The sequence below is a fragment of the Cellvibrio sp. UBA7671 genome, assembly GCA_002483145.1.
GTDB classification, from domain to species: Bacteria; Pseudomonadota; Gammaproteobacteria; order Pseudomonadales; family Cellvibrionaceae; genus Cellvibrio; species Cellvibrio fibrivorans.
Window position 1 is genome coordinate 130938 of sequence record DLHJ01000004.1, and the last position, 23906, is coordinate 154843.

Below are 23906 nucleotides of genomic sequence, written 5' to 3' on the forward strand. Positions count from 1 at the left end.
TGTTGTTAATTTGATGGATTGTTAATTAACTACGCTGCTTGGAAAAATTGCGTTCCAACTCTTCCTGGCGCGTTTTTTCTTCGGTGCTGTACTCAGTGGTCGGGCGAGCGAGTAAGCGCTCCAATCCGATCTCAACGCCCGAGGCTTCGCAGTAGCCGTAATCCTTACGTTCAATGCGATCCAGTGCTTTATCGATTTTGCGTAACAAAAAATATTCACGCTCTGCAATGCGCATCCGCTGACGGTTTTCCTCCTCCAACAATGCGCGATCCAGCTCATCCGCCTCGGTCGATGGCGCCGCGATCTCTTGCTTGATCGTCTCTATGTGTTCGCTGGTTGCCTGTTTTAGCTCCAGTAATACCTGCCGAAAGAACGCCAGCTGCACATCATTCATATAGTCAGCGGCAGGCATTTGCAGCAACTCGGCGGCGGTATGCGGCACGATGGGCGCAGAAGTCTTGGGCTTAGCCATAAATATCCTCTGGAACAGGTATATTGAGATGTTATAATGTAACACAAAAGACCACAAGGACAATTCTTAAATCGATAAAAACCAGCAGGAGCTAGGCCAAATGCAAGACGACCACCCCACAGCCGACTGGCAAAGCAATGCGAGCCAAGCGTACGCTGGCGCGGATATTCCTATGACGCCAAAACGACTGGAGGTCTATACCACACTGCTTAGGGCTGGGCAGGCGCTATCGGCCTATGAACTTATTGACCAGGTTAACTTGAATTTTTCGCGGCAGCTTACGCCCATATCGATTTACCGGATGCTGGAGTTTTTAGAGCAAAAACATTTGGTGCGGAAACTGAAGTCAGCGGGGAAATATATAGCGATCAACCCGACCACTCAGGCCACCGACCAGCAAGTGCTACAGTTTTTGATTTGCCGCGAGTGCGGCGATGTGAAGGAGCTGGGGATAGACCAGCACATATTGGTTGAGCTGAAGGCCTGCATCGACTCGTCCGGCTTTCAATTAAAAAATTGGGAGCTGGAGTTGGATTGTGTCTGCACCAACTGTTCAACACATGGTGGTGCAGACACACGCAAATAAATCACTTCAACACACGGCTCGAACTAGCAGGATGCCATGGTTCTGGTACATAGCGCGTGCGCGCCAGGATTTTGTAATAGTCCAGATCGTGTTTCGGTTTTTCGTATCCCGCAGGAATTGGTTTGCCCGAAAAGGTTTGGAAATAGAGTACGCAGGAATCCCGCCAGATAACCGCGTCGCGCTCCTGCACAATCAACAGCGCTTTAATTTGCTCGAAACGCTCTGCATCCACATAAGCTTCTAACTTATCCCAATCGCGCTGCATGCTGCGCACTTGCTCCACGCCTTCATAATATTTGTGCACCAGCTCGTCCCATAAAATGCGGCCAGATTTCATTTTGTGATCCCAACTCACATGATGGAACCACAGCATCATATCTTCCGGCACTGCATTTATATCACCATACATTTTCGCCAACGGTGCAGGATATTGCGCAATCGCATTGGAGCCGGTTTTAGTGCGATTAAAACCAATACCGTCTTTTGCGGCGCGGTGATAATAAATTGCAGTCCAATCAGGACGCTCTAGATTTGAAGTCCAAGGCGCTGGGCCGTAGTGGTCGCCTTGCGAATACAAATGAGTAAGCCCTAACGGCGAGCGATAATTCACTCCTGCTTCACGCGAGATCATCATCATATCTTTAACAGGATCGATAAATTTTTGCTCGTTAGAAAAGGTCATGCGCAACCATTCTTCTGCGGCGGATTCAGCGGAAATATTATGATCCCACGCCATGCGCCCAAACGCGTACCAGCTGGATTGCACGAACGGATGACCCGTCCAATTGCGGTCAGTACCGGGATTAATTACCGCAGCCATGCCGGTGCGCTTGGTGTTAAATACTTTCCCTTCCAAAATATTGCCGATGGTTGAGCCTTCACCTTTTACATAGGTTTCGGTGCGCAACGATTCTTCAAACAATGGGCCTTGATAAGCAAGGTGTGTGGCAAAACCAAAATATTCTTGTGTGACCTGGAATTCCATCATCATGTTGGTTTTTTCCATCGCGGAAAATAATGCGGAATAAGGTTCGCGCGGTTGGAAATCGATGGGGCCATTTTTGACTTGCAGGATGACGTTATCCGCAAATTTTCCATCGAGCGGTTTAAATTCATCGTAAGACCCGCGAAAGCGGTCGCCGATATCCGGGCTGTAAACAAACGCACGCCAAAACACTACACCGCCATAAGGTTTCAATGCAGCGGCGAGCATATTTGCACCGTCGGCGTGATTGCGGCCGTAATCCTGCGGGCCTGGCTGACCTTCGGAATTGGCTTTTACCAAATAGCCGCCAAAATCCGGAATATATTCATAAACTTTTTTGGTGCGGTCTTTCCACCATTGTTGCACGCGTGGATCGAGCGGGTCCGCTAAATCCAAATCGCCAAAGGCGCGCGGCGAATTGTAATTGATCGATAAATAAACCTTGATGCCGTAAGGGCGAAATACGTCAGCAAGCGCCGCAATTTTTTGCAAAAACTGGTCGCTCAATACACGCGGATCGGCATTCACATTATTCAGCACTGTGCCGTTGATCCCGAGCGATGCATTGATGCGCGCATAATCAACATAACGTTGGGATTTATGCTCAGGCAGCGTGCCCCAGTCCCATAGCGACAAACCGGCATAACCGCGTTCAACTACACGGTTTAAATTATCCCAATGATTGATGACGCGATGCTGTAATTTGGGAGCGCTGGCAATGGAAATATTAGCGAGCGATTGCTGGGTTTGAATCAAACGCAGCAAATGAAAACTACCGTAAAGCACACCCACATCCGAATTTGCGGCGATAACGGTGACCGGGCGTTTATTGATGCGGGTCCGCTCAATTAAATAGCCTTCATCACCTACTGCAACCAAGCGCTCACCTAACTGCAGCGACGCAATAAGTGGAGAAGTGGCAGGCGTACCCACTACCAAGGTCTTTTTGGACAAATTTTTATTAGTGATAGCGACAGGTTTATCCAACAAACCACTTAACCCGCGCTCTAGCTCAGCGGCTGCTACACTCAAACCGGGTGTATCACCTTCAACCAGAATCTGGGTGAACTGCTGCTGATAGATTTTGCGCAATGTCTTGTCTGCCACTGGCTGATAACGCAACCACATGTCATAACCATCTTCAGCGTTGCTGACTTGTGCAGCTCCAGCAAGAAAAAACACCCATAAAATGAATAGATTGGTAAAGAATCGTCTGGACACCTGTAACTCCACATGGATTATTCTTAAATAACTGCTATCTTATAGTCACAACAAATATAACACTGGTATACAAGAACACAACTTAATAAATGTAAAGGATCGCACCGTTTCCAATAACACTAAAATCATCCTTAACACTCTTTATTTCGGTCAAAAAATGATAAAAATTCTTTCTTTATGCCTTATTTCTCTCGTTGGTATCCACTCCTTTGCCGCAGAACAAACTATCCGCGTAAACGATTTTAGCGACCCCAACGCCGCCTATGCGATCAAAATGCTAAGGCTCGCAATCGCCCACAGCGATAACCCCAATTACAAAATAGATGTGATTAAAGAAGACTTCACTCAGGCACGCGTCAATGAAGAGGTGCGCACTGGCGGCCTATTGGATTTGTGCTGGGCATCGTCTGATGCAGAAATTGAATCACAGTTGCGCCCAATTCGCATCCCACTCTTTAAAGGTCTGTTGGGTTATCGCATTTTTATTATCAATAAAAATAATCAAGCCAAATTTGATCAAGTCAAAACACTGGATGATTTAAAGAAACTTACTATTGGCCAAGGCCGCACTTGGGCGGACGGTCGCATACTGGAAGCCAATGGGTTTAACGTCATCAAAACGAATAAATACCCGAGTTTATTTTACATGGTTGAAGGTGGCCGCTTTGATGGCTTCCCGCGCGGTGTGCACGAACCCTTTGGTGAGCTTGAGGCGCGCCCCACCATGGACTTGACGGTTGAAAAAAATTTAATGGTCTACTACCAAATGCCATTTTATTTATTTGTATCACCCAGCAACCAAACACTGGCGAAAGATTTGGAAACCGGTTTTGAACGTGCGATTGCTAATGGCGAATTCGATAAAGTCTTTTATGGTGACAAATCTATTCAGGATGTGCTGCAAAAAGCGAATATGAAGAATCGCAAACTATTTAAATTGGAAAATCCCCTCCTATCAAAAGAAACACCCATTGAACGTAAAGAGCTCTGGTTTGATCCGCAAACAATACCCGATAACACCAGTCAGACATCCAGCAATAACGCTGCCACCAATCAAATTACCAGCATTGAATAATCAACTGATATAAGAGGACAAAATATGAATATTTCACGTAGAGGATTGTTAGCCATGAGCGGTGCCACAGCGGCACTGATTGCCAGCGCTAAATTGCAGGCGGCAGAAAAAGCAGCGGCAGCAACCGGTTTGAAAGAAGCCTACAAAGACGACTTTCTAATTGGCGCAGCTTTAAGCGCTTCCATTATCAAACAGCAAGATCCAGCCTTGGTCGCGTTGATCACCAAAGAATTTAATTCAATCACACCTGAAAACTGCCAGAAGTGGGGCGAAATTCGCAACGAAGATGGCAGTTGGAAATGGGAAGACAGCGATGCAATTATCAACTTTGGCAGCAAACACAAAATGCATATGGTTGGGCATACGTTAGGTTGGCACAGTCAAATTCCCGAAAGCGTTTTTAAAAATAAAGACGGCAGCTATATCTCAAAAGAAGCGCTGGCGAAAAAACAAAAGGAACATATCACCACCCTGGTTGACCGTTACAAAGGCAAGATTGCCGCATGGGATGTGGTTAATGAGGCCATGGGCGATGACAATAAAATGCGCACCAGCCACTGGTATAACATCATGGGCGATGATTTTCTCGTGAATGCATTTAATCTTGCCCACGAGACCGACCCCAAAGCGCACTTGATGTACAACGATTACAACAATGAGCAAGAAGGGAAACGCAACGCTACTATTGAGATGCTGAAACGTTTGCAAAAACGCAAAGCTCCTATTCATGGTTTGGGCATGCAAGCACATGTTGGCATTGCGTCAGATATGAAAAATTTTGAAGACAGTATCATCGCCTATTCAGAATTGGGCTTGCGCATTCATTTGACTGAACTGGATATCGATGTATTGCCATCGGTGTGGAATTTACCCGTTGCAGAAATTTCTACCCGCTTTGAATACAAACCCGAGCGCGACCCTTACATCAAAGGTCTGCCGAAAGAAATCGATGAACAGCTGGCGAAAGCTTACGAAACTCTGTTCAAAATTTTAATCAAGCACAAAGATAAAGTGGATCGCGTTACCTTCTGGGGCGTCAGTGATGATGCCAGCTGGTTAAATGGCTTCCCTATTCCCGGCCGCACTAACTATCCATTGCTGTTCGACCGCAACAAGCAACCGAAAAGCGCTTATTTCCGTTTGCTTGATCTTAAAAAATAACTGACCCAGAGACGCGGATTGTTGTAACCCGAGTTGTGCTGTAGGCTTGCGCCAACGACAACAAGGTTTACAGCAACCCGAATGCACAAAACACCTCACGCCAAACATCTTCCACCGGTTTTTCGCTGGTCGTTTTTAGGCCCGCGCTATTGGCCCACCTGGATTCTATTAGGATTTTTACAGCTGATCGCTCATCTACCTATTCCAGTAAATATTGCACTGGGGCGTGGATTGGGTTGGTTACTCTTTCATCTTGTGCCCAGCCGTAAGCGCATCGCCGATACCAACCTGCGCCTTTGCTTTCCTGAACTAAATGACGCCGAACGCGAGCAGATGGTGCGACGTATTATCCAATCCTGCGGCATCAGTTTTTTTGAAAGTGCGATGTCATTGTGGGGACCAGTAACGCGTTTGGTTTCATCTCACAGCATTAGCGGATTAGAACACCTACAGGCTGCGCAAGCAGCAAGCAAAGGGGTATTACTTGTTGGTTGTCATATGACGACTATGGATATCTGCGGCCGCATGCTCGCATCACATGTAAAATTTGACATCCTCTATCGTCAAGATCCCAATCCCTTGCTCGCCTATATGCTGGTGAAAGCCAGAGAAAGTTTTAATGGCGAATCGATCATCAGTGTGGAAACGCGAAAGCTAGTACGCAATCTGCGCGCCGGGCATATTGTGTGGTACGCACCGGATCAGGATTACGGAATCAAGCACAGTATTTTTGCGCCCTTTTTTGGAATTCCCGCTGCAACAGTTCCAGGTACAGCGCGCTTTGCTGCATTAGGCGATGCACAAGTCATGACATTTATGCATTATCGTGAAGCTAATGGACATTATCGAATTGAAATAAGTGCACCACTGGAAAACTTCCCGAGTGGTGATGATTTGGTTGATAGCACACGCGTAAACCAGATAATTGAGGATATGATTCGCAAACAACCGGATCAGTATTTATGGGTGCATAGACGGTTTAAAACGCGACCGGAGGAAGAGAAGAGCGTTTATGCAAAACATAAGAAATAAGGTTATGCCCAAGCCCAGCCTGAGCATAACCTTATAAAACATCATCCTACCAATTCATTTTTTGCTTGATAAACGTCGTTAATTTTTCTGCATTGGCTTTGTGTTGTGCAATGCGAGGGTGGCCACCAAAACCCGTGTATTCAAAGAAAATGGTATCCAGTTTTGTGTCTTTATTTTCTTTTCTCATCCGCTCAACAGCAGCAGTAACATAACCTGGCCATTTTGGATTAGCGGTGGCATCCATACTACCCAGTGCACAAATAATGGGTACATTCGGATATTTAGCGCGAATACTGCGGACAAAATCGATATAGGCCTGCACACGCTGTGCACCGCTCGGGATAGGTTGCAAACGTTTTTCGCGGTCGATCAACCAGCTGTCGTTTTGCAATAAATTGATCACCACCACATCCGGTGTCCACTGCGTAAAATCCCACTGGGTTTTGTTATCACCCACCGCGCTTAATTGGTCATAAAACTGCGGCATGATAAACGGAAACCAACTGATCATGATGCCGATACCACTTTGCGAAATGGTGTGCAATTCCGCATTGAGATTGCGCGCGGTGATTGCACCGTAAGCCCAATAATTATTTTTTTCATTCAGCAGATGATCAACGCCATTGTCAGCGCCTTCATTGCCTGCACCTGAGGTGATCGAGTCACCATAGATCTCAATACGGCGAGTTGGGCGCGCAGGCGGTGCCAACAGTTTTGCCCCCGCATCCAGCACCAAGCCTTTAAATGCCGTAGCGCCCTCTTCACCTTCAGTACGTTTGTAAATTTCCACACTGTGATTACCAGGCTTTAACGCAGTAGAGATCACATAGGTCTGTTCACCCTGTTTGGCCTCCAACACATAGGGGTGCTGGGTTTCACCATCAAGAAAAACATTGAAATAGTTTTTCCCAAGTTGGTCATCTAATTTAATCGCCAGCGAGGTGCCGGTAAAATTGGCTTTAATGCTGGTACCCGCCCAGGAAATCGATGGGGCTTTTTTGTCGGCAAAGTCGATCCGGCCAGTATACAAATACTGCTGGTTATCGGCGCTAATCGTCTGTATTGGCTCTGCCAAGGCAAGACTGGAAAAACACAGGTTGCCGAGCAGAAGGTAGTGAAGTAATTTCATGGGATATCTCGCGTCAGGATTTGAGTTTGATCGAGCTGTCACTATTGTTATGGCTGATCATCTTAATGGCCAGCAATCGTAAATGCTACCAAGGCTACACAAAGAAACGTAAAACCATAGGTACGGTAGCATCACAATTGCCCACAGCATCAATTGCCCATCGATAGCAGGATAAAACAAGACTGTTTTTATCGCAGCGTAAGTGTGAATATACCCTTCACTATTGGACCAAGATTGATATTTTAAATAATGAAATCAAAGTGGACAATTTCAGCCGCCGTGAAGCCATGCGATTATTGAATGGGTTGGATATCGAGTTGGTGGATTAGCATTCCAATTAAATTCACTAACTCACAATAAATGATCTAATTTAACCAACTGCAAAAATGGGTAAGTACAGAGACACCATGGAGGACACAAAAAACATAAAAGACACAGCCAAGTTATATTTGCTCAATTTATACATAAACAGCGAAAAAGAATTACCAATGAAACCGCCCACCCAAATTAGCAAAGGCGCTAAGCTCGCTATCGCAAACCATATACAAACCGGACTCAACCACACAAACAATACCGTCATCACCGGAAGCCCAGAACCAAACTGGGTAAAAACATCAGCAAACTGAGGCACAGTTACATAAATACTACTGTAAAATGCAATAGCAATGATTACCAAAAACGTCGCCCAAGACCTATGTTTTAAGCCAACTACAACTAACCCTTTGGCAATTAATTTACTTTTAGGCGTTTCATAAACACTTTGGTTCATATTTATTCCTTAATTTTGTTTTTACGTTAATTACTTCTGCGCAACAACAAAGCAATAATCGTCAGCCTGATTTCCATAACTTTCCATGATTTGCTTAATTCTTCCTGATGCCATATCGACAGCAAGTTGAGAACTTCAGGATCTGCACACCGGGTTGCATCGTAATCAAATCCAATTTCATTATATATTGCGCTCATAGTTCCTTTCTGACAAAAAAATTAAAGACCAGACCTTTTCAACAACGCGCCACAAAGACCACATGTCCACCACTGGTATTCGAAGGATCATCACCTGTTAATTGCTTGATTTTTGATTCAAATATCACAACCAATCAGCCTTTAAAAAAACCCAAATCCAAATCATTAAACCGCGCCAAATTGGGAAATACATCGGCAAAACTTCCCGCAGGTAGACCATACCAACTGGCGAGGGTTGCCGCATATTGATCCATACCGGTGGTGGGAATAATACGGCCTTCGCCAATATCGTCATTACCGCCAATAATTAATTCAGGGAATTGACCATAAACATTACCGCCATTCACAGCGCCACCCATTATCATTTGATGACTGCCCCAACCATGATCAGTGCCGTCGCCATTGCTGGTGAGTGTGCGACCAAAATCGGAGGTGGTAAACGTAGTAACTTGGTCAGCGATACCTAGTTCGACTGTAGCTTTATAAAATGCATCCAAAGCTGCACTTAATTGTGCGAGTAAAATATCGTGGCGACGCAGTTGATCACCATGGGTGTCAAAATCGCCCATGCCGATAAAAAAGGTTTGGCGGGTTACTTGTAAGCTGCTGCGCGCCGAGAGCATTTGCGCCACCATTTTTAAATTGGCCGCGAGCGGATTGCCTGTAGGGAAAACAGTTTGCAAGGGTACCTGCGCATCCAATGCGGTTTTTACCTCACCGGCCAGATCCCACGCAAGAGTTTGGGTGCGTGCGTATTCGCGCTGGAAAATATTCTCTTGCTGCTGCGCCAGCAACGCCTGATAAATTTGGATGCGGCTTAGCTCGCGGGCATCGCTGGTTTTTTTATTGAAATTATCCAGCTCTTTAATACCTGCAGAATCGATGGAATAAGGTACTACGCTATCACCACTCTGCCAAATATTTGAGCCACTGAGCGAAATATTCATCGAGAGTTTTTTGTTGATATTCATCGACTGCATCGCATCTGCCGCACGCCCTGCCCAACCATTACGACGAGTACTTGATTGCAAACTTTGCAAAAAAGTTTGCTGGTCATTGTGTGAAAATAGTTGCGGCGGCAGGAGGGATTTATTGCCTTGATAATTAGCTTTGCTTACAGGCTCAACCAAAGCGCCGACATTGGTTAACAACGCCAATTTGCCTGAGTTAAATAATTGTTGCGCATGGGACATGTTGGGATGAAAACCCAATGTCACATCTGCACCATTCTGATTGGACAATGATAATAGAGTATCTTTTTCTATCGCCAGTGTTTGGCGCGAGGTTTTATAAGCAGCGTATTCAGCATCGCCCAGTGGGACAAGCATATTAAACGCGTCATTACCACCGAATAAAAAAATGCATACCAGCGCTTTGTAGGAGTCATCGGGGCGCACTAACGCATTGGCGAGTTGCAAACCTGCAGTAGTTGTATAAGCGGTACTGGTACCGAGTGCTATACCTGCAGCTTGTTTTAAAAAATGACGACGATTGTGCGTAATATTTTTCATGGAATTACCTCTGCACCGCGTATTCAGGTGAAGCCATTACTAAAAATAAGGCTTCATAGACTAGCGTATCCCGCTGCCACATTTGGCCTTCTTCACTCCAGGTAGGATCGACTTTATTATTATTCAAATGATTCAAAATTAAATCATACATGGGCTGACTCATCTGCCCCGCCATTACAATTAAATTCAAATGATCCAATAACTCCGCAGGATTTTTACTGAGCTCACGTTCGCGATCTAAATGCAGGCGGGGAGAAAACACATCCCAATTGCCACCAATTGTTGGCTCTAACCAATCGTGGGGGGTGTCGCGCCAAAAGATCGCATTACTCAAAGTGGATGCCTTTGACATGATCATACTTTCAGTGAGAATCTGGAATTCCGGGGAGTTCATATTGGTATTTTTTAATTCGCCTGGATGTTGATAATCCGGGCGATAAAAATTAAATACTGAAAAGGAACCGTAGGGACGCTGACCAAGCAAACGACCTGAACCATAAAAGCGAAGACGCGGCGGCGTCACAGTGCTATTTTCCAATTTGGTGGGCGTACCTGTGCCTTTAAAAGCGCGCCACAAGTGTGCGGTTTTTAATATTGGCTCGCGCAGTTTACCAAAGGTTTGCGGCGCATTTTTATAGCCATTTTGTGCTTCGTCGTCCAACACGATAGCGCGCACCACGGCTTTCATATCGCCTTTTACGCCCGCTCCATTATCGTTAAAAACAGTAGCGACACGGCTCACATAGCCAGGTGATGGATTGCTGGTCACCAAACGCTGGATTAATTGCTTGCTAATAAAAGGAGCTACATTGGGATGGGCAAAAATAATATCCAGCGCGGCATCTACATCCTGTTCAGGTGTTTTGTTGGCAGCAATAGATTTATCGCCAAATAACATCTTTGCATTGAAGTCGTGATAATTATCGAAAGATTTCATCGGCAGGATTTCACTGGCACCACTCTCGGTCCACTCCCACCAATTTTTTATTGTCGCCATATTCCAACCGGTAAACACGCGCGCCAACTCTTTCACCGTGGTTTGATCGTAGGTGGGAATGGGGTTGCCTTGTGCATCTAACTTGACGCTGCCATCGAGATTCAAGTGCACCAAGCCAATCGTGAATAATTGCATCAATTCACGCGCGTAATTTTCGTCGGGGCGAATATTGCGGTTGGAATCCGCTTTTTCATTGCGCACCATGCTCAGGTATTCACCCATCATGGGATTGAGCGTAACGGCTTTTAGCAGATCGCGATAATTCCCGAATGCGTGCTGGGCGAGAATATCCTGATAATTTGCGATTCCGCGCGTATCGTTGTACAACACATCAGACACATTGGAAATAACTAAAATCTGGCTGAGTGAATAGGCGATACGCTGGCGCAATTGGTCCTCACCCCAGAGCGCAACTTCCCACCAGATATCGCTGCGCTGTAAATCGCGCAAATAACCCTCATCACTATCATCTTGTTCCGGCTGTACAACAAAACCAATTTGTTCAAAGCGCTGATCAAGTAATAGCAGGTGTTTGGTCTGGGGTTTACTAAATTGTTCATCCAACCACGCGGTTTTACCAATGCGAACGATACGATCAATATCTTTGGCAGTAGGTCCAAAAGTGGTCTGCGCCAAAAAGCGCGCAGCCTCTTTAGCACTGGTGTAATTGGGACTGTCTTTGATTGGCAACGCGGGATCAGTTGTTAAATCCGGCGTTGGAATTTTTGCGGTTGCTGCGCTTGATGCTATTGATGATCGACTGGATGCGATTGATGCAAGGCTGGATGTAGGGGCGAGGCTGGAAGCGGATGTGCTGGACGCAATAGCAACAGCCGATGAACCAGCAGGATTCGTATTTCCCCCCCCACCACCCCCACTACCACCACAGGCAATCATTAACACTGATGCACTGATCACTGCAGTGCGCAGCAAACCCAGCATAACTACTTCGGAACGTTTTTTCATAACAGCCCTATATCGAATAAGAATTATTGGATCGACATCTTTGGGAAAACTGCATTGCAACTACGGATGTTTATTCTGCGCCTGAAATGCAAGCAACTGATCCGGTTTATCAGTGAATACTGCATCAACACCGAGCGCCATCATGGCTTTCCAATCATCTTCATGGTTGACGGTGTATACCCAATTTTTTAAACCGCGTTTTTGGGCATCCTGAATTAATTCCGGGGTGAGAAAACTCAAATGGGTATTAAACGAATAGGCGTTGAGTGGTGCGCAGCAAGCAGCGTAATCCAGCGGGATGCCCTCAATTAATACGCCACGTTTTATGTGCGGCATCTGCTGAAGACATTCAAATAATTGCTGATGATCAAAACTCGAAATGGTGTACTGCTCGTAATTACCTTGCTTCGAAGTTACATACTCATCCAACACGCGTTTTAATGTCGGCACCGAATTGGCGCCTTTGATTTCGATGTTGAGCAAGGCTCTATCGCCCACGAGCTCCAACACCTGTTGCAAGGTGGGAATAGGTTCACCGTTCTCGAGCCGTTGCTCGCGCAGATAAGCCAAAGGCTGTTCAGTAATTATCCCCTGCCCCGACACCACGCGCCCCAAGCGACGGTCGTGGGTGACGAGCAACTCACCTTCAATCTGGAATATATCGATTTCAACCGCATAGACACCGAGTTCCAGCGCGCGCGTAATAGCAGCCAAGCTGTTTTCAGGCAGTGTGAATTGGATAAATTGGGGGCCGCCGCGATGGGCGATGCACAACAAAGGTTTCATAAAGCGCTCGTTCAGTCTTTCAGCCGGTATAATGCCGCGCAATTATCATTGTGAAATGCGGCGATCGCTGAAGTATGGCAGTCGCCCCTTGAATCATCAACGCAGGTGCAAATGTGGATAGCTTTCCCCGTATAGAAGAGATTATGACCCACTCAGTGTTTTCAAAATTACTGATCGTGTTCGGTTGTTTAGTGGCGTTTTATCTCGCCACCAAATTGCTGGACAAGATTATTCACGATGTCAGTGTGCGCCGAGCCTTGGGCGATTTACGTGTTCTCTACATCACCCGACTGATGAAAATCGGCATGGTGTTTTGCTGTCTCGTTGTCATGTGTTTGATTTTGGGGCTGGGTTACAGCGAGATCTCGGTATTTTTATCGTCCATCTTCGCTGTTGTCGGCATCGCATTATTTGCCCAGTGGTCGATTTTAAGTAACGTCACTGCCAGCATGATCATCTTTTTCGGCTTCCCCTATAAAGTGAATGATCGCATCAAAATTCTCGATAAAGACGACGATATGAGCGGTATCATCGTGGAAATCAGTATGTTCCATGTGATTTTGCAGCGCGCCGATGGCAACCTGATCACCTATCCAAACACGCTGATCCTGCAAAAAGCAGTACTGAAGCTCGATTATCCGCTGGTTGAACCTATCGCCGAAAATGCCGAAGACCTGACAGCCTTGCCGCTGGAGCAAATGCGGATGGAGAACGAACCTAAAACCCAGCAGCAGCGCTAACCCCTACTGTTATAACCACCAGCCTGATGATTTAACACCCTTAGGGCTGGTATCAATCATCCATCAGCGGATACATATCCTACCCAGCACGCGAGCATGAGAGTTTTTGTGCTATCTGTGTTAGCGCAATCACCAATCATTTACCGCCGTCAGTCCCGCCTATATAGTCGCGTGCACTGATTTAGGCGACTTCAATAAAAATAGCCAAATCACCCATAAAGATAGCGCTTTCAAAAAGCATATTTTAAAGCTTAATACATTCGCGATCATAATATTCCCACGATAACAAGAACGGAGAATTTGAATAATCATGCAATCCCTGATCAAGACCTGCGCCCTACCTGTTGTGCTCATCAGCTTAACCGCCTGCGGCGGTGGAGGTGGCGGAGGCAGTAAACCCGCACCATCCCCCGTGCCCAGCTCGACCGCAGCCAGTTCAGTAGCACCCAGCTCTGTAGCCCCAAGCTCCACTCCAGCCAGCTCATTGGCAGCAAGTTCAATCGCACCGGCCAGTTCAGCGGATGCGTCCAGTAGCGCAGCTTCAAGTTCAGTGGCAGGAACCGAAAGCACCCAAACCGCGACTGTCTACGCCAACTACTCAGTTGCAGCAATTGATAACTGCGGTGTCGGCATCAGCGCTGCCAATAAAACCTTTGCGATTTTTGCTGACTACGATAGCGGTGTACAAAACCAAAGTCTGTCCAGTTTGAACTTTAGCGGATGGAACCATGCCACTAATGGCAGCACCACCGAGTGGACAAATTTGAAATTGGCGGGCAGCAATTACAACTTCAACAACAACGCCAAAGTAAACAGCAGCTGTAACAGTGTTGATACGCTTGATATGTTACTTGTGAAAAAAATCAATGATTGGGATCACCAGCACTCCAACGGTTTTGAACGTAACATCCTTGCATACGGATACAAATTCGGTGACATCGAAAGCTTGACAGTTGATGTAAAAATCAACAACACCAAAACCAGCATTCCCAGCGTAGCGAGTTTAAAAACCATCTATACAAGCTACTTAGATCCCAAAAAACCTGATGCGGTCGAGAACCTGGAAGACGGCAAGGTCAATATAGGCATTGTTATTTACGACGGTAAAACAGCCTCTACATGGATGGCAAAGAAAATTATCCAGTTGGACCAATCGGCGCTCGGGGATAAATGGATTAGAGTCACTATTCCGATGAGCGGAATGAAGCATTGCCTGGAAGCTAACTACAATTGCGCTGACAGACCTTTCTCAGAACTGAGCAGTAAGACTATTGCAGGCATCCAATTTGTTGGTGAGACTAAAAGCGGTGCAGTACTGCGAGGTGACATTAGCTCTTGGAGCACAAGCATTCCGGAAACCTTCAAAGAAGCAGATTTAAGCTTTAAGAAAATTGAATTCCAATTGAAATAATTTTCACGTGGAGCAAAAAAGGGGCGATGAATTTTTCATCGCCCCTTTTTGTTTTTAAACAAATAATTATTTCAAATCAAACCGATCTGCATTCATCACTTTCACCCAGGTTTTCACAAAGTCTTTCACAAACTTTTCGCGGTTATCATCTTGTGCGTAAACTTCAGCATAGGAACGCAAAACGGAGTTGGAACCAAACACTAAATCCACGCGCGTTGCAGTCCATTTCACATTGTCGGTGTTGCGCTCGACAATGTTGTAGCTGTTTTTACCCGTGGGCTTCCACTGGTAGTTCATGTCAGTAAGATTGACGAAAAAGTCATTGCTCAACACGCCAACTTTCTCTGTAAACACGCCGTGTTTACTATCGCCGTGATTGGTTCCCAATACACGTAGACCGCCAATTAACACCGTCATTTCCGGTGCCGTTAAGCCCATCAGCTGGGCGCGATCCAATAGCAGCTCTTCTGGTTGCACGACATAATCTTTTTGCACCCAGTTGCGGAAACCATCGTGAATTGGCTCCAGTGGTGCAAAAGATTCTGCATCGGTTTGCGCTTCGGTAGCGTCACCGCGACCGGGAGCAAAGGGTACTGCAATATCGAAACCCGCATCTTTCGCCGCTTTTTCAATCGCTGCAGATCCACCAAGTACAATCAAATCAGCGATGCTGACTTTTTTGCCTGCTTCGGATTGGATTCCCGCCAGTACACCCAGTACTTTTTGCAAACGCGCAGGCTCATTACCCTCCCAGTCTTTTTGCGGTGCTAAACGAATGCGTGCACCGTTAGCTCCACCGCGGAAATCCGAACCGCGGAAAGTGCGGGCACTGTCCCATGCAGTGGCAACCAACTCAGACACACTCAGACCGCTGGCAAGAATTTTAGCTTTCAGTTCAGAAACTTCAGCACTGCTCAGGATGTAATCCACTGAGGGAACCGGATCTTGCCAAATCAAATCTTCCACCGGCACATCGGCACCCAGGTAACGTGCTTTTGGCCCCAAATCGCGGTGGGTTAATTTAAACCATGCGCGCGCAAAGACTTCTGAAAAGTAGGCCTGATCTTTAGCAAAGCGCTCGGAAATTTTGCGATATTCCGGGTCCACTTTCATCGCCATATCGGCATCCGTCATCAGCGGCATACAGCGAATCGACGAGTCTTCTACATCGACGGGTTTATCTTCTTCTTTAATATTGATCGGTTTCCACTGCCATGCACCTGCCGGGCTCTTGGTCAGTTCCCATTCGTGGTTTAACAGCATTTCAAAGTAACCGTTATCCCATTGGGTAGGATTGGTAGTCCATGCACCTTCGATACCGCTGGTCACTGTATCGCGGCCAATACCACGGGTTTTGTGGTTATTCCAACCCAAGCCCTGCTCTTCCACATCAGCGGCCTCCGGCTCTGGCCCCAGGTTCGCAGCGCTGCCATTACCGTGCGCTTTACCGACGGTGTGGCCGCCAGCGGTGAGGGCGACAGTTTCTTCATCGTTCATTGCCATGCGTGCGAAGGTGATGCGAATATCGTTGGCGGTTTTTTGTGGATCGGGATTGCCGTCGACACCCTCCGGATTCACATAAATCAAACCCATCATCACCGCTGCGAGCGGGTTTTCAAGATCGCGTTCACCGGAGTAACGTGTACCTTCACCACCGCTTTTTGCTAACCATTCTTTCTCGGCGCCCCAGTAAATATCTTTTTCAGGATGCCAAATATCTTCGCGGCCGCCCGCAAAACCAAAGGTTTTCAAACCCATCGATTCATAGGCCATATTGCCCGCAAGGATCATCAAATCCGCCCAGGACAGCTTGTTGCCGTATTTCTTTTTGATCGGCCACAAGAGGCGGCGGGCTTTATCCAAATTGCCATTGTCCGGCCAGCTGTTGAGTGGGGCAAAACGTTGGTTGCCAGTACCTGCACCGCCACGGCCGTCGGCTATGCGGTAACTACCGGCGGAGTGCCAGGCCAAACGAATCATTAAACCGCCGTAGTGACCCCAATCCGCAGGCCACCAAGCCTGGCTGTCAGTCATCAGAGCTTTGAGATCGTTTTTAACGGCTTGTAGGTCGAGCTTTTTAAATTCTTCGGCGTAGTTGAACTCATCGCCAAGCGGGTTGGTCTTGCGGTCGTGTTGATGCAGGATGTCGAGGTTCAAGGCATTCGGCCACCAGGCCGTATTGGACTTGCTCGACGTAGTATTACCGCCGTGCATCACCGGGCATTTACCTGCTGATTGGTTGTTATCCATAATTTTCTCCTGATTTATGCTGGTTTTATCGCAAGGGTTGATTCGATTAGGGGGGAAAACAAAACCCTGCACTGGCAGCGGCTGTTTAACCTCTTTCGCGGACAAGACAACCTTAGTTCAAAACGATTGAATTAGTTAAATTTATATTAGATAAGCATTCGATAGTCATAACCTATAAAAAGAAAAGGCCGCATATTTGCGGCCTTTCTAAAAGAGTTTATAAGGTGTAATTGTTACATCCCGGTTTTTAATTTAAAAAAAATCATTCAAATCTGTACCCGTGTACCCAATTCAATCACCGCGTTATCGGGCAAACGGAAGAACTCCACTACGCCGCCGGCATTGCGCGTCATAGCGGCAAACAAGCGCTCGCGCCAGGGCGCCATACCACCACCGGGTGTGGAGACAATCGACTCGCGGCTTAAAAAGTAGCTGGTTTGGAAATGCGGGATGGTTAACCCGTAGCGCTCACAGAGTTTCAACGCGCGCGGCACATCAGGTGCATCCATAAAGCCAAAGTTGACGGTCACGCGCCAGAAACTGTTACCCAACTCTTCCAGTTGGATGCGCTCATCCTCGCCCACCCAAGGCACATCTTTGAATTGCACAGTCAGAATTAAATTGCGTTCATGCAGTACCTGATTGTGCTTCAGGTTATGCAGCAATGCCTGGGGAACGGTAGATGCATCGGCCACCATATACACAGCTACCCGTGCGGCGCGCTGAATTTCTTCTGGCCGCAAGGTGGGAAGAAAAGCGCCTAATTCCAAACCGTCGCGATGGATACATTGCATCACAATCGTCCGGCCGCGCTGCCAGGTGCTCATGATTAAAAACAACACTGCTGCGACTAATAGCGAAAACCAACCGCCGTCTAAAAACTTAAGCGCGCAACCTGCAACCAGAAAAATATCGACCGCCAAAAAGAACAGCGTTGCACCGATTGCGATTGGCAGCGGTAATTTCCAGCGGCCGCGCACCACAAAAAACGTCAGGCAAGTGGTTGTCGCCATAGTGACCGTCACCGCAATTCCGTATGCACCTGCCAAACCGGATGAGCTACCAAAGAACAGAACTACTGCAATCACCCCGGCAAGCAACATCCAATTCACGGCAGGCATGTAGATTTGCCCGGATTCCCGCGCCGAGGTGTGCTGCACGGTCATGCGCGGTAAGAATCCTAGTTGGATTGCTTGGCGCGTCATTGAGTAAGCACCAGAAATCACCGCTTGTGAGGCGATGATCGCCGCCAATGTGGCAATAATCAGCGCAGGCCAAATCAGGGTTTGAGGGAAGAGTTTATAAAAAGGATTAGCGATAGCCGTTGGATCAGCCAACAAGAGTGCGCCCTGCCCCATGTAATTCAGTGCGAGCGATGGCAATACCAGATAGGTCCAGGCGATCTGGATCGGCTTGCGCCCGAAGTGGCCCATATCAGCGTAGAGCGCTTCAGCTCCGGTCAGTGCCAACACGATTGCACCGATCGCGGCAAATACATACCAGCCGCGCCCCGCGAGAAAATTCCAAGCCTCCAGTGGGTTAAGCGCCGCAAGAATTGCAGGCTGAGCGATGATATGGGCAATGCCCGATACCGCCAGCATCAAAAACCAAATAGTCACTATGGGACCAAACACTTTACCCATGGCGCCCGTACCAAAGCGCTGCACCAGAAATAAACTGATCAGAATCGCCAAGGTAATCGGGACAACCAACGGTTTTAGCGCCGGAGTCGCCACCTCCAATCCTTCCATCGCACCCAGAACAGAAATCGCTGGCGTGATAATGCTATCGCCATAAAACAGCGTGGCTCCGAACAGTCCAATCATCATGATGATACGGCGCAATTGTGGATTGGTGCTGGCAGTTTTGGCAGCAAGCGCCGTCAGCGCAAGTGAGCCGCCTTCGCCGCGATTGTCTGCCCGCAAAATCAGGATCACGTATTTCAGCGTGACCACCAGCATCAACGCCCAAAAGATGGTGGATACGGCGCCGACAATATGAGTCGCATCCAAAGGTACTCCAGTCGCCGGAGCAAAAATTTCTTTTACCGTGTACAGCGGGCTGGTGCCAATATCACCATAGACAACACCGATGGCAGCCAAAGTCAGCGCGGCCATACCTTGACGTGCAGGCGTTGAGGGAGATGAAGAATCGGGTTCGATGGGTAATGAAGAGGAGACAGTCATGGGAAAAACCTATGCAATGAAGACATCGCCAGTGTTCCCAATCGCGCATCAGGATCGCATAAGTATTATCGAAACCGAATCAGCTTTCGGTATCCAGCAGGCGATACCCCACCCCCGGCTCAGTCAGCAATAACTGCGGCTCTGCCGGATTATCTTCCAGCTTGGCGCGCAGCTGCCCCATATAAAGCCGCAGATAATGGGTGTGCTCCAGATATTCCTGCCCCCACACATCCACCAATAATTGGCGATGGGTTACCACCTGCCCCGCGCTGCGCACCAGCCGCGCCAGCAAATTAAATTCTGTAGGCGTTAGATGAACTGCATCGCCCTTGCGGCTAACGCGATGATTGGCGAGATCAATCACCAGATCACCCTGCTCATAGCGAGTGACTGCCGCACGCACCTGATTGCCGCGATGACGCAGCGCCACCCGCATACGCGCGAGCAATTCGCTGATGCTAAAAGGTTTCACCAGATAATCATCGGCACCTTCATCCAAAAGGTGGATTTTCTGCCCCTCTGCTTCGCGGGCAGAAATGATAATCACCGGCGTCGATTGTTTGCGCCTGAGCTTCACCAACAAATCGCCGCCATCGCCATCCGGTAAACCTAAATCCAGCAGGATCAAATCAAACGCCGGTGTGCTCGCTTCCTCCAATTGCGTTTGGCCGTACATCGCAATCGCTTCGGCCAAACTCGCCGCCGTGAGCACTTGGTAACCCTCAACCAGCAGTGCTTCGCGCAGGGTTGCGCGCAGTTCGCGGTCGTCTTCCACCAATAACAAACGCAAACTCATAAATGGCTTTCCGGATTAGCGGGTTGGGCGCGCAGCGGCAAATGGCATTCAAAACTGGCACCGGTAGCTGTGGCATGAAACTCCAGTTCACCACCGTGGGCGCGAGCGATAGCGCGGCACAGCGCCAACCCAATTCCCGTTCCGCCGGCACCACCAGATTTACGGTGATCGCCGCGCTGGAAAACCTCAAATATCTGCTCGTAATCCGCTGCGGCAATATCGGTACCCTGATCGCGCACAGCCAAGACCACATGGTGTTTGTCTATATGAGCAGACACATTTATCGGCGATTCCGGCGGGCTGTATTTGAGCGCATTGTCGATCAGGTTTTCCAGCAGTTGCGATAGCAAAAGGGAATCGCCCCACAAGAGCGGTAAATGTGATTCAAGTTTTGCACTCAAGCGCTGCTGCGGATCATGGCTGCGCATACGACGCATTACACTGCCGATGATTTCCTCGGCCGATTCCCAATCGCCTTGAATGTTGCCACCAATCGCATCCAGCCGCGCCAGTTGTAATACGTTGCTGGTCAAACGGCGCAGACGATCGGCTTCCTCCACAATGCTGTGCGCTAACTGTTGGCGTTGCGTATCGGACAGGCGTTCGCTTTGCTGATCAAGGGAAGATGCGGCACCCATGATGGTTGCGAGCGGCGTGCGGTAATCGTGGGAGATAGCAGCCAATAAAGTGTTGCGCACCGTTTGCGCCTGAGCTTGGTCGCGCGCTTGCCGCTCTTGCTGTTGGATATGATGCCGCTCCAAGGCCGCACCCATTTGGTCGCACAGCGCCTGGGCTTGGGTCAGTGCCGGAAACTCATCGGCACTGGTGATGCCGGAAATCAAGGCCGCACCCGAGGTCATACTGCGCCCGCGCAGTGGTAGATAAAGTGCATCCAACTCCTGATAGTGCCCAGTGCCCGGCCCTAACGGTTGGCCAGTGCGCAAGCAGTGCCAAAGTGCTTCTTCATGTTCAGGATTAACGCTACCTATGCGTTGTAAAGCGGAGGGCTGATTAGTAGGCGGAAGCTGGTTATTCAAGGCGACCAACGCCACCGGATGATTGTTTGCTTTTCCCACGGACAATCGCTCCAACGCCAGATGCAATTCATCCAGCAGCGAACCGGGTTCACTGGCATCGCGCAGCTTATCACCCCAAATACGCAGCTCTTCGGCCGCATGGGCGTAAGCCTGGGCGCGACGCGACTGTTCACGCAAAAACACCATCAAACCCGCGATGATGATATTCACCAACATCATGGCAATCAGCAATACCGTGTGTTGATGAAGGTCTATCGCGAAGGTTCCGCGCGGTGGGACAAAGCTCCAGTTAAACGCCATCAAGCCAACCACACTCGCCAGCAAGGTCATACTGAGCGGCAACCAAAGCGCTGCAAGCGCAGAGGTCAGCACCAAAATCAGACTGAGATTAACGGGATCGAAATGAGCATCAAAAAACAGCAACAGGCACCAGCCAAGCAACCAAATCGCCAAGCCGATGCTATATCGTAGAAGTTGTTGTGAAGAAGTGAGTGCGTTCATAGGCGAGAGCTTAGCAGCATCGCCATTAGGAGCGCATAAGGATTAAAGAATTGAATTTCAACTGAAGCAATTTTATGCCGTTAAATAAACAGGGAGGAAATTTTCTACCCTGTTTATTTAAGATTAAACGCCGCTTATTGACGACTTATTTAAATAACGAGAAAGGACTTAGAAATTGACACGGAGGCTTACGCCATACCCCATAACATCGTCCGCCGTGGAAATTTCCGCACCAACATCCACGCTTTCTTTGGCTTTGTAAAACGCCTCAATAAAATAACTATTGTCGGCTGAGTCAAATACATCTACACGGCTTACGCCGCCACCAAGCTCAAATTTCTCACCCAATTGTTGACGCAAACCCAGCGTATACGCAGTACCGTTGTCATCAATACTCCATTCACCATCTTCGATATCAACGCGGGCATAACCTGCCTCAGCATAAATATTCGTACTGCTACCCAAAGGCGCATGCACACCAAGCCCAAGCCCTGTGGTGGTCTGGGTGGATTCTTCAATCTTCGCCCGGCCGATATCGGCGGTAACGTAAAAAACATTCCCCAGCGCAACTGACAGCCCCAAGCCCAGAACCTCACCATCGTATTCTTCGCCATCGCTATCTATTTCAACTTTCCCCAAGCCAATATCAAAATGGCTATATGAGAAGTCTGCCGCATGGACATTTATTGCACACAAAAGTGCTGCGGCAGTGATTGCTTTTTTAAACATATTCCGTTCCCTAAAGTAAATCGCCCTCAAAAAAATCATGAAAAGCGGAGGGCTTTACACTTGTCATGATAAATACTCTTACTTCACAACACCGACACTATCGCCTTAGCCACATAATCCATTTTCTCTTTGCTCAAACCCGCCACACTGATGCGGCTAGTATCGGTCATATAAATGCTGTATTCGCTTTTTAGCGAATGCACTTGTTCCACACTCAACCCCAAAAATGAAAACATACCGCGCTCTTGGGCGATAAAACTGAAATCGCGCCCCTGCTGCAAACCATTCAGCGATTGCACCAATTGCACACGCAAACCGGCGATACGCTCGCGCATCAGCGTCAGCTCATCACTCCAGACTTTGGTCAGCTCATCGCTGTGCAAAATAATATCGATCAGTGCAGCGCCGTGTGCAGGAGGCATGGAATACAAAGCGCGGGTTACGCTCAGCAATTGGCTGTTACCAGCGTTAGCTTGTTGCTCATCGGCAAACACCAAACTCAAACTACCCGCGCGCTCGCGATATAAACCAAAGTTTTTGGAGAAAGATGTTGCGATCACTACTTCCGGCAAACGCGCCGCCATCAGACGCAAGCCATAAGTATCTTCTTCAAGACCTTCGCCAAACCCCTGGTAGGCCATGTCGATAAACGGAATCACACCGCGCGCTTCCAACACATCGGCAACGTGGTCCCACTGCGCGCGCGACAAATCCGCACCGCTTGGGTTGTGGCAGCAGGCGTGGAGCAAAATTAAATCACCGCGCGGGATTTCGTTGATGGTGGCGAGCATAGCCGCAAAATCAATGCTGTGGGTGCTGTAGTCGTAGTAAGGATATTCGCGAAGCTTCAAACCGGCACTGCCCAATAGCGGTACATGGTTCGCCCAGGTAGGGATGCTCACCCATAAACTGGCGCCGGGTTTGGCGCGCTGGATCAACTCTGCCGCTACACGCAATGCGCCGCAGCCGCCGGGAGTTTGGATGGTACGCACGCGCTTGGCCGCTACGGCTGGGTGATCTGCACCGTAAATCAACTGCGTAACAGCTTCATTGGCACCGGGGTAACCCGCGGGTGGCGTGTAAGCCTTGCTGGTCTCGCGGGCGATGCGCAATTTTTCCGCCTCTGCCACAGCCTTCATAATTGGCGTTATCCCTGCATCATTTTTGTACACCCCTACGCCCAGATCGACCTTGTTCGGGTTGGTATCATTCGCGTAGGCAATACTTAATCCCAGGATAGGATCGGCAGGTAACAGAGGAAGGGATTCAAACATGGCAAACTCCAGACGTATTCAGCAAAATCGATGAAAAAACAGGGCGCGATTATACGCCGGGAATTGGGTAACGGCTTACCAGCGACTTAAAGTCA

General features: G+C 48.2%; 19 protein-coding genes. 6 read left to right on the forward strand and 13 right to left on the reverse strand.

Features of this window, described 5'->3' with window-relative positions:
- Positions 1–25: 25 nt before the first annotated feature.
- Complete coding sequence (locus B4E62_RS05600) at positions 26–472, reverse strand: TraR/DksA family transcriptional regulator (protein ID WP_331351424.1); 447 nt, start codon at positions 470–472, stop codon at positions 26–28.
- A gap of 100 nt (positions 473–572) precedes the next feature.
- Here B4E62_RS05600 and B4E62_RS05605 point away from each other — a divergent pair, with 100 nt between their 5' ends.
- Positions 573–1058: a Fur family transcriptional regulator gene (locus tag B4E62_RS05605; protein ID WP_331351425.1), complete on the forward strand. Its 486-nt coding sequence runs from the start codon at positions 573–575 to the stop codon at positions 1056–1058.
- 1 nt (position 1059) lies between these two features.
- Here B4E62_RS05605 and B4E62_RS05610 read toward each other — a convergent pair whose 3' ends face one another.
- A complete protein-coding gene (locus tag B4E62_RS05610; protein WP_331351426.1) occupies positions 1060–3264 on the reverse strand; it encodes an alpha-glucuronidase family glycosyl hydrolase in 2205 nt (734 codons plus the stop codon).
- A gap of 157 nt (positions 3265–3421) precedes the next feature.
- Between B4E62_RS05610 and B4E62_RS05615 the strand changes: the two genes are divergently transcribed.
- From B4E62_RS05615 to lpxL, 3 genes are all read left to right on the forward strand, one after another.
- Complete coding sequence (locus B4E62_RS05615) at positions 3422–4339, forward strand: diguanylate cyclase (protein ID WP_331351427.1); 918 nt, start codon at positions 3422–3424, stop codon at positions 4337–4339.
- Between the two features lie 24 nt (positions 4340–4363).
- Entirely contained in the window at positions 4364–5500 is a 1137-nt protein-coding gene (locus B4E62_RS05620) for an endo-1,4-beta-xylanase (protein ID WP_331351428.1), read from the forward strand.
- Positions 5501–5581: 81 nt separating this feature from the next.
- The gene (gene lpxL / locus B4E62_RS05625; protein ID WP_331351429.1) at positions 5582–6532 is read left to right on the forward strand and encodes an LpxL/LpxP family Kdo(2)-lipid IV(A) lauroyl/palmitoleoyl acyltransferase; all 951 of its coding nucleotides are present in this window, start codon (positions 5582–5584) and stop codon (positions 6530–6532) included.
- Positions 6533–6578: 46 nt separating this feature from the next.
- Here the strand turns inward: lpxL and B4E62_RS05630 are convergent, their stop codons facing one another.
- The 5 genes from B4E62_RS05630 to B4E62_RS05650 all read right to left on the reverse strand — a co-directional run bounded on the left by B4E62_RS05630 (position 6579) and on the right by B4E62_RS05650 (position 12887).
- Positions 6579–7661 (reverse strand): SGNH/GDSL hydrolase family protein, encoded by a 1083-nt coding sequence (locus tag B4E62_RS05630; RefSeq protein ID WP_331351430.1) that lies wholly within the window; start codon positions 7659–7661, stop codon positions 6579–6581.
- A 370-nt stretch (positions 7662–8031) separates the two neighbouring features.
- On the reverse strand, positions 8032–8430 hold the full coding sequence (locus B4E62_RS05635) for a hypothetical protein (protein WP_331351431.1): 399 nt from the start codon (positions 8428–8430) through the stop codon (positions 8032–8034).
- A 331-nt stretch (positions 8431–8761) separates the two neighbouring features.
- On the reverse strand, positions 8762–10138 hold the full coding sequence (locus B4E62_RS05640; RefSeq protein WP_331351432.1) for a DUF1501 domain-containing protein: 1377 nt from the start codon (positions 10136–10138) through the stop codon (positions 8762–8764).
- 4 nt (positions 10139–10142) lie between these two features.
- Positions 10143–12101 (reverse strand): DUF1800 domain-containing protein, encoded by a 1959-nt coding sequence (locus B4E62_RS05645; RefSeq protein WP_331351433.1) that lies wholly within the window; start codon positions 12099–12101, stop codon positions 10143–10145.
- Between the two features lie 60 nt (positions 12102–12161).
- Positions 12162–12887 carry a glycerophosphodiester phosphodiesterase gene (locus B4E62_RS05650; protein ID WP_331351434.1) on the reverse strand — a complete coding sequence of 242 codons (726 nt, stop codon included), beginning with the start codon at positions 12885–12887 and terminating at the stop codon, positions 12162–12164.
- Between the two features lie 113 nt (positions 12888–13000).
- On the opposite strand from B4E62_RS05650, the gene B4E62_RS05655 reads away from it, so the two are divergent.
- Both B4E62_RS05655 and B4E62_RS05660 read left to right on the forward strand, forming a co-directional pair.
- On the forward strand, positions 13001–13627 hold the full coding sequence (locus tag B4E62_RS05655; protein ID WP_331351435.1) for a mechanosensitive ion channel domain-containing protein: 627 nt from the start codon (positions 13001–13003) through the stop codon (positions 13625–13627).
- Between the two features lie 310 nt (positions 13628–13937).
- Positions 13938–15038 carry a hypothetical protein gene (locus B4E62_RS05660; RefSeq protein ID WP_331351436.1) on the forward strand — a complete coding sequence of 367 codons (1101 nt, stop codon included), beginning with the start codon at positions 13938–13940 and terminating at the stop codon, positions 15036–15038.
- A 66-nt stretch (positions 15039–15104) separates the two neighbouring features.
- Here the strand turns inward: B4E62_RS05660 and katG are convergent, their stop codons facing one another.
- The 6 genes from katG to B4E62_RS05690 all read right to left on the reverse strand — a co-directional run bounded on the left by katG (position 15105) and on the right by B4E62_RS05690 (position 23811).
- Positions 15105–17288, reverse strand: coding sequence for a catalase/peroxidase HPI (gene katG / locus B4E62_RS05665; protein WP_414633252.1), 2184 nt, complete (start codon positions 17286–17288; stop codon positions 15105–15107).
- A gap of 266 nt (positions 17289–17554) precedes the next feature.
- Positions 17555–19474, reverse strand: coding sequence for a potassium transporter Kup (locus B4E62_RS05670; protein WP_331351437.1), 1920 nt, complete (start codon positions 19472–19474; stop codon positions 17555–17557).
- A gap of 79 nt (positions 19475–19553) precedes the next feature.
- A complete protein-coding gene (locus B4E62_RS05675) occupies positions 19554–20270 on the reverse strand; it encodes a response regulator (protein ID WP_331351438.1) in 717 nt (238 codons plus the stop codon).
- Entirely contained in the window at positions 20267–21808 is a 1542-nt protein-coding gene (locus tag B4E62_RS05680) for an ATP-binding protein (protein ID WP_331351439.1), read from the reverse strand. Before B4E62_RS05680 ends, B4E62_RS05675 begins: the two co-directional genes overlap by 4 nt.
- 168 nt (positions 21809–21976) lie before the next feature.
- Positions 21977–22537, reverse strand: a complete 561-nt coding sequence (locus B4E62_RS05685) for an outer membrane beta-barrel protein (RefSeq protein ID WP_331351440.1) — start codon at positions 22535–22537, stop codon at positions 21977–21979.
- 83 nt (positions 22538–22620) lie between these two features.
- On the reverse strand, positions 22621–23811 hold the full coding sequence (locus B4E62_RS05690) for an amino acid aminotransferase (protein ID WP_331351441.1): 1191 nt from the start codon (positions 23809–23811) through the stop codon (positions 22621–22623).
- Positions 23812–23906: the final 95 nt, after the last annotated feature.

Excerpts from the sequence above, each read along its gene's own strand:
- lpxL (WP_331351429.1), top strand. The coding sequence starts at position 5,582 with ATGCACAAAACACCTCACGCCAAACATCTTCCACCGGTTTTTCGCTGG.
- B4E62_RS05600 (WP_331351424.1), bottom strand. The coding sequence starts at position 472 with ATGGCTAAGCCCAAGACTTCTGCGCCCATCGTGCCGCATACCGCCGCC.
- B4E62_RS05685 (WP_331351440.1), bottom strand. The coding sequence starts at position 22,537 with ATGTTTAAAAAAGCAATCACTGCCGCAGCACTTTTGTGTGCAATAAAT.
- B4E62_RS05645 (WP_331351433.1), bottom strand. The coding sequence starts at position 12,101 with ATGAAAAAACGTTCCGAAGTAGTTATGCTGGGTTTGCTGCGCACTGCA.
- B4E62_RS05640 (WP_331351432.1), bottom strand. The coding sequence starts at position 10,138 with ATGAAAAATATTACGCACAATCGTCGTCATTTTTTAAAACAAGCTGCA.
- B4E62_RS05615 (WP_331351427.1), top strand. The coding sequence starts at position 3,422 with ATGATAAAAATTCTTTCTTTATGCCTTATTTCTCTCGTTGGTATCCAC.
- B4E62_RS05635 (WP_331351431.1), bottom strand. The coding sequence starts at position 8,430 with ATGAACCAAAGTGTTTATGAAACGCCTAAAAGTAAATTAATTGCCAAA.
- B4E62_RS05690 (WP_331351441.1), bottom strand. The coding sequence starts at position 23,811 with ATGTTTGAATCCCTTCCTCTGTTACCTGCCGATCCTATCCTGGGATTA.
- B4E62_RS05660 (WP_331351436.1), top strand. The coding sequence starts at position 13,938 with ATGCAATCCCTGATCAAGACCTGCGCCCTACCTGTTGTGCTCATCAGC.
- B4E62_RS05605 (WP_331351425.1), top strand. The coding sequence starts at position 573 with ATGCAAGACGACCACCCCACAGCCGACTGGCAAAGCAATGCGAGCCAA.
- B4E62_RS05650 (WP_331351434.1), bottom strand. The coding sequence starts at position 12,887 with ATGAAACCTTTGTTGTGCATCGCCCATCGCGGCGGCCCCCAATTTATC.
- B4E62_RS05630 (WP_331351430.1), bottom strand. The coding sequence starts at position 7,661 with ATGAAATTACTTCACTACCTTCTGCTCGGCAACCTGTGTTTTTCCAGT.
- B4E62_RS05675 (WP_331351438.1), bottom strand. The coding sequence starts at position 20,270 with ATGAGTTTGCGTTTGTTATTGGTGGAAGACGACCGCGAACTGCGCGCA.
- katG (WP_414633252.1), bottom strand. The coding sequence starts at position 17,288 with ATGGATAACAACCAATCAGCAGGTAAATGCCCGGTGATGCACGGCGGT.
- B4E62_RS05670 (WP_331351437.1), bottom strand. The coding sequence starts at position 19,474 with ATGACTGTCTCCTCTTCATTACCCATCGAACCCGATTCTTCATCTCCC.
- B4E62_RS05620 (WP_331351428.1), top strand. The coding sequence starts at position 4,364 with ATGAATATTTCACGTAGAGGATTGTTAGCCATGAGCGGTGCCACAGCG.
- B4E62_RS05680 (WP_331351439.1), bottom strand. The coding sequence starts at position 21,808 with ATGAACGCACTCACTTCTTCACAACAACTTCTACGATATAGCATCGGC.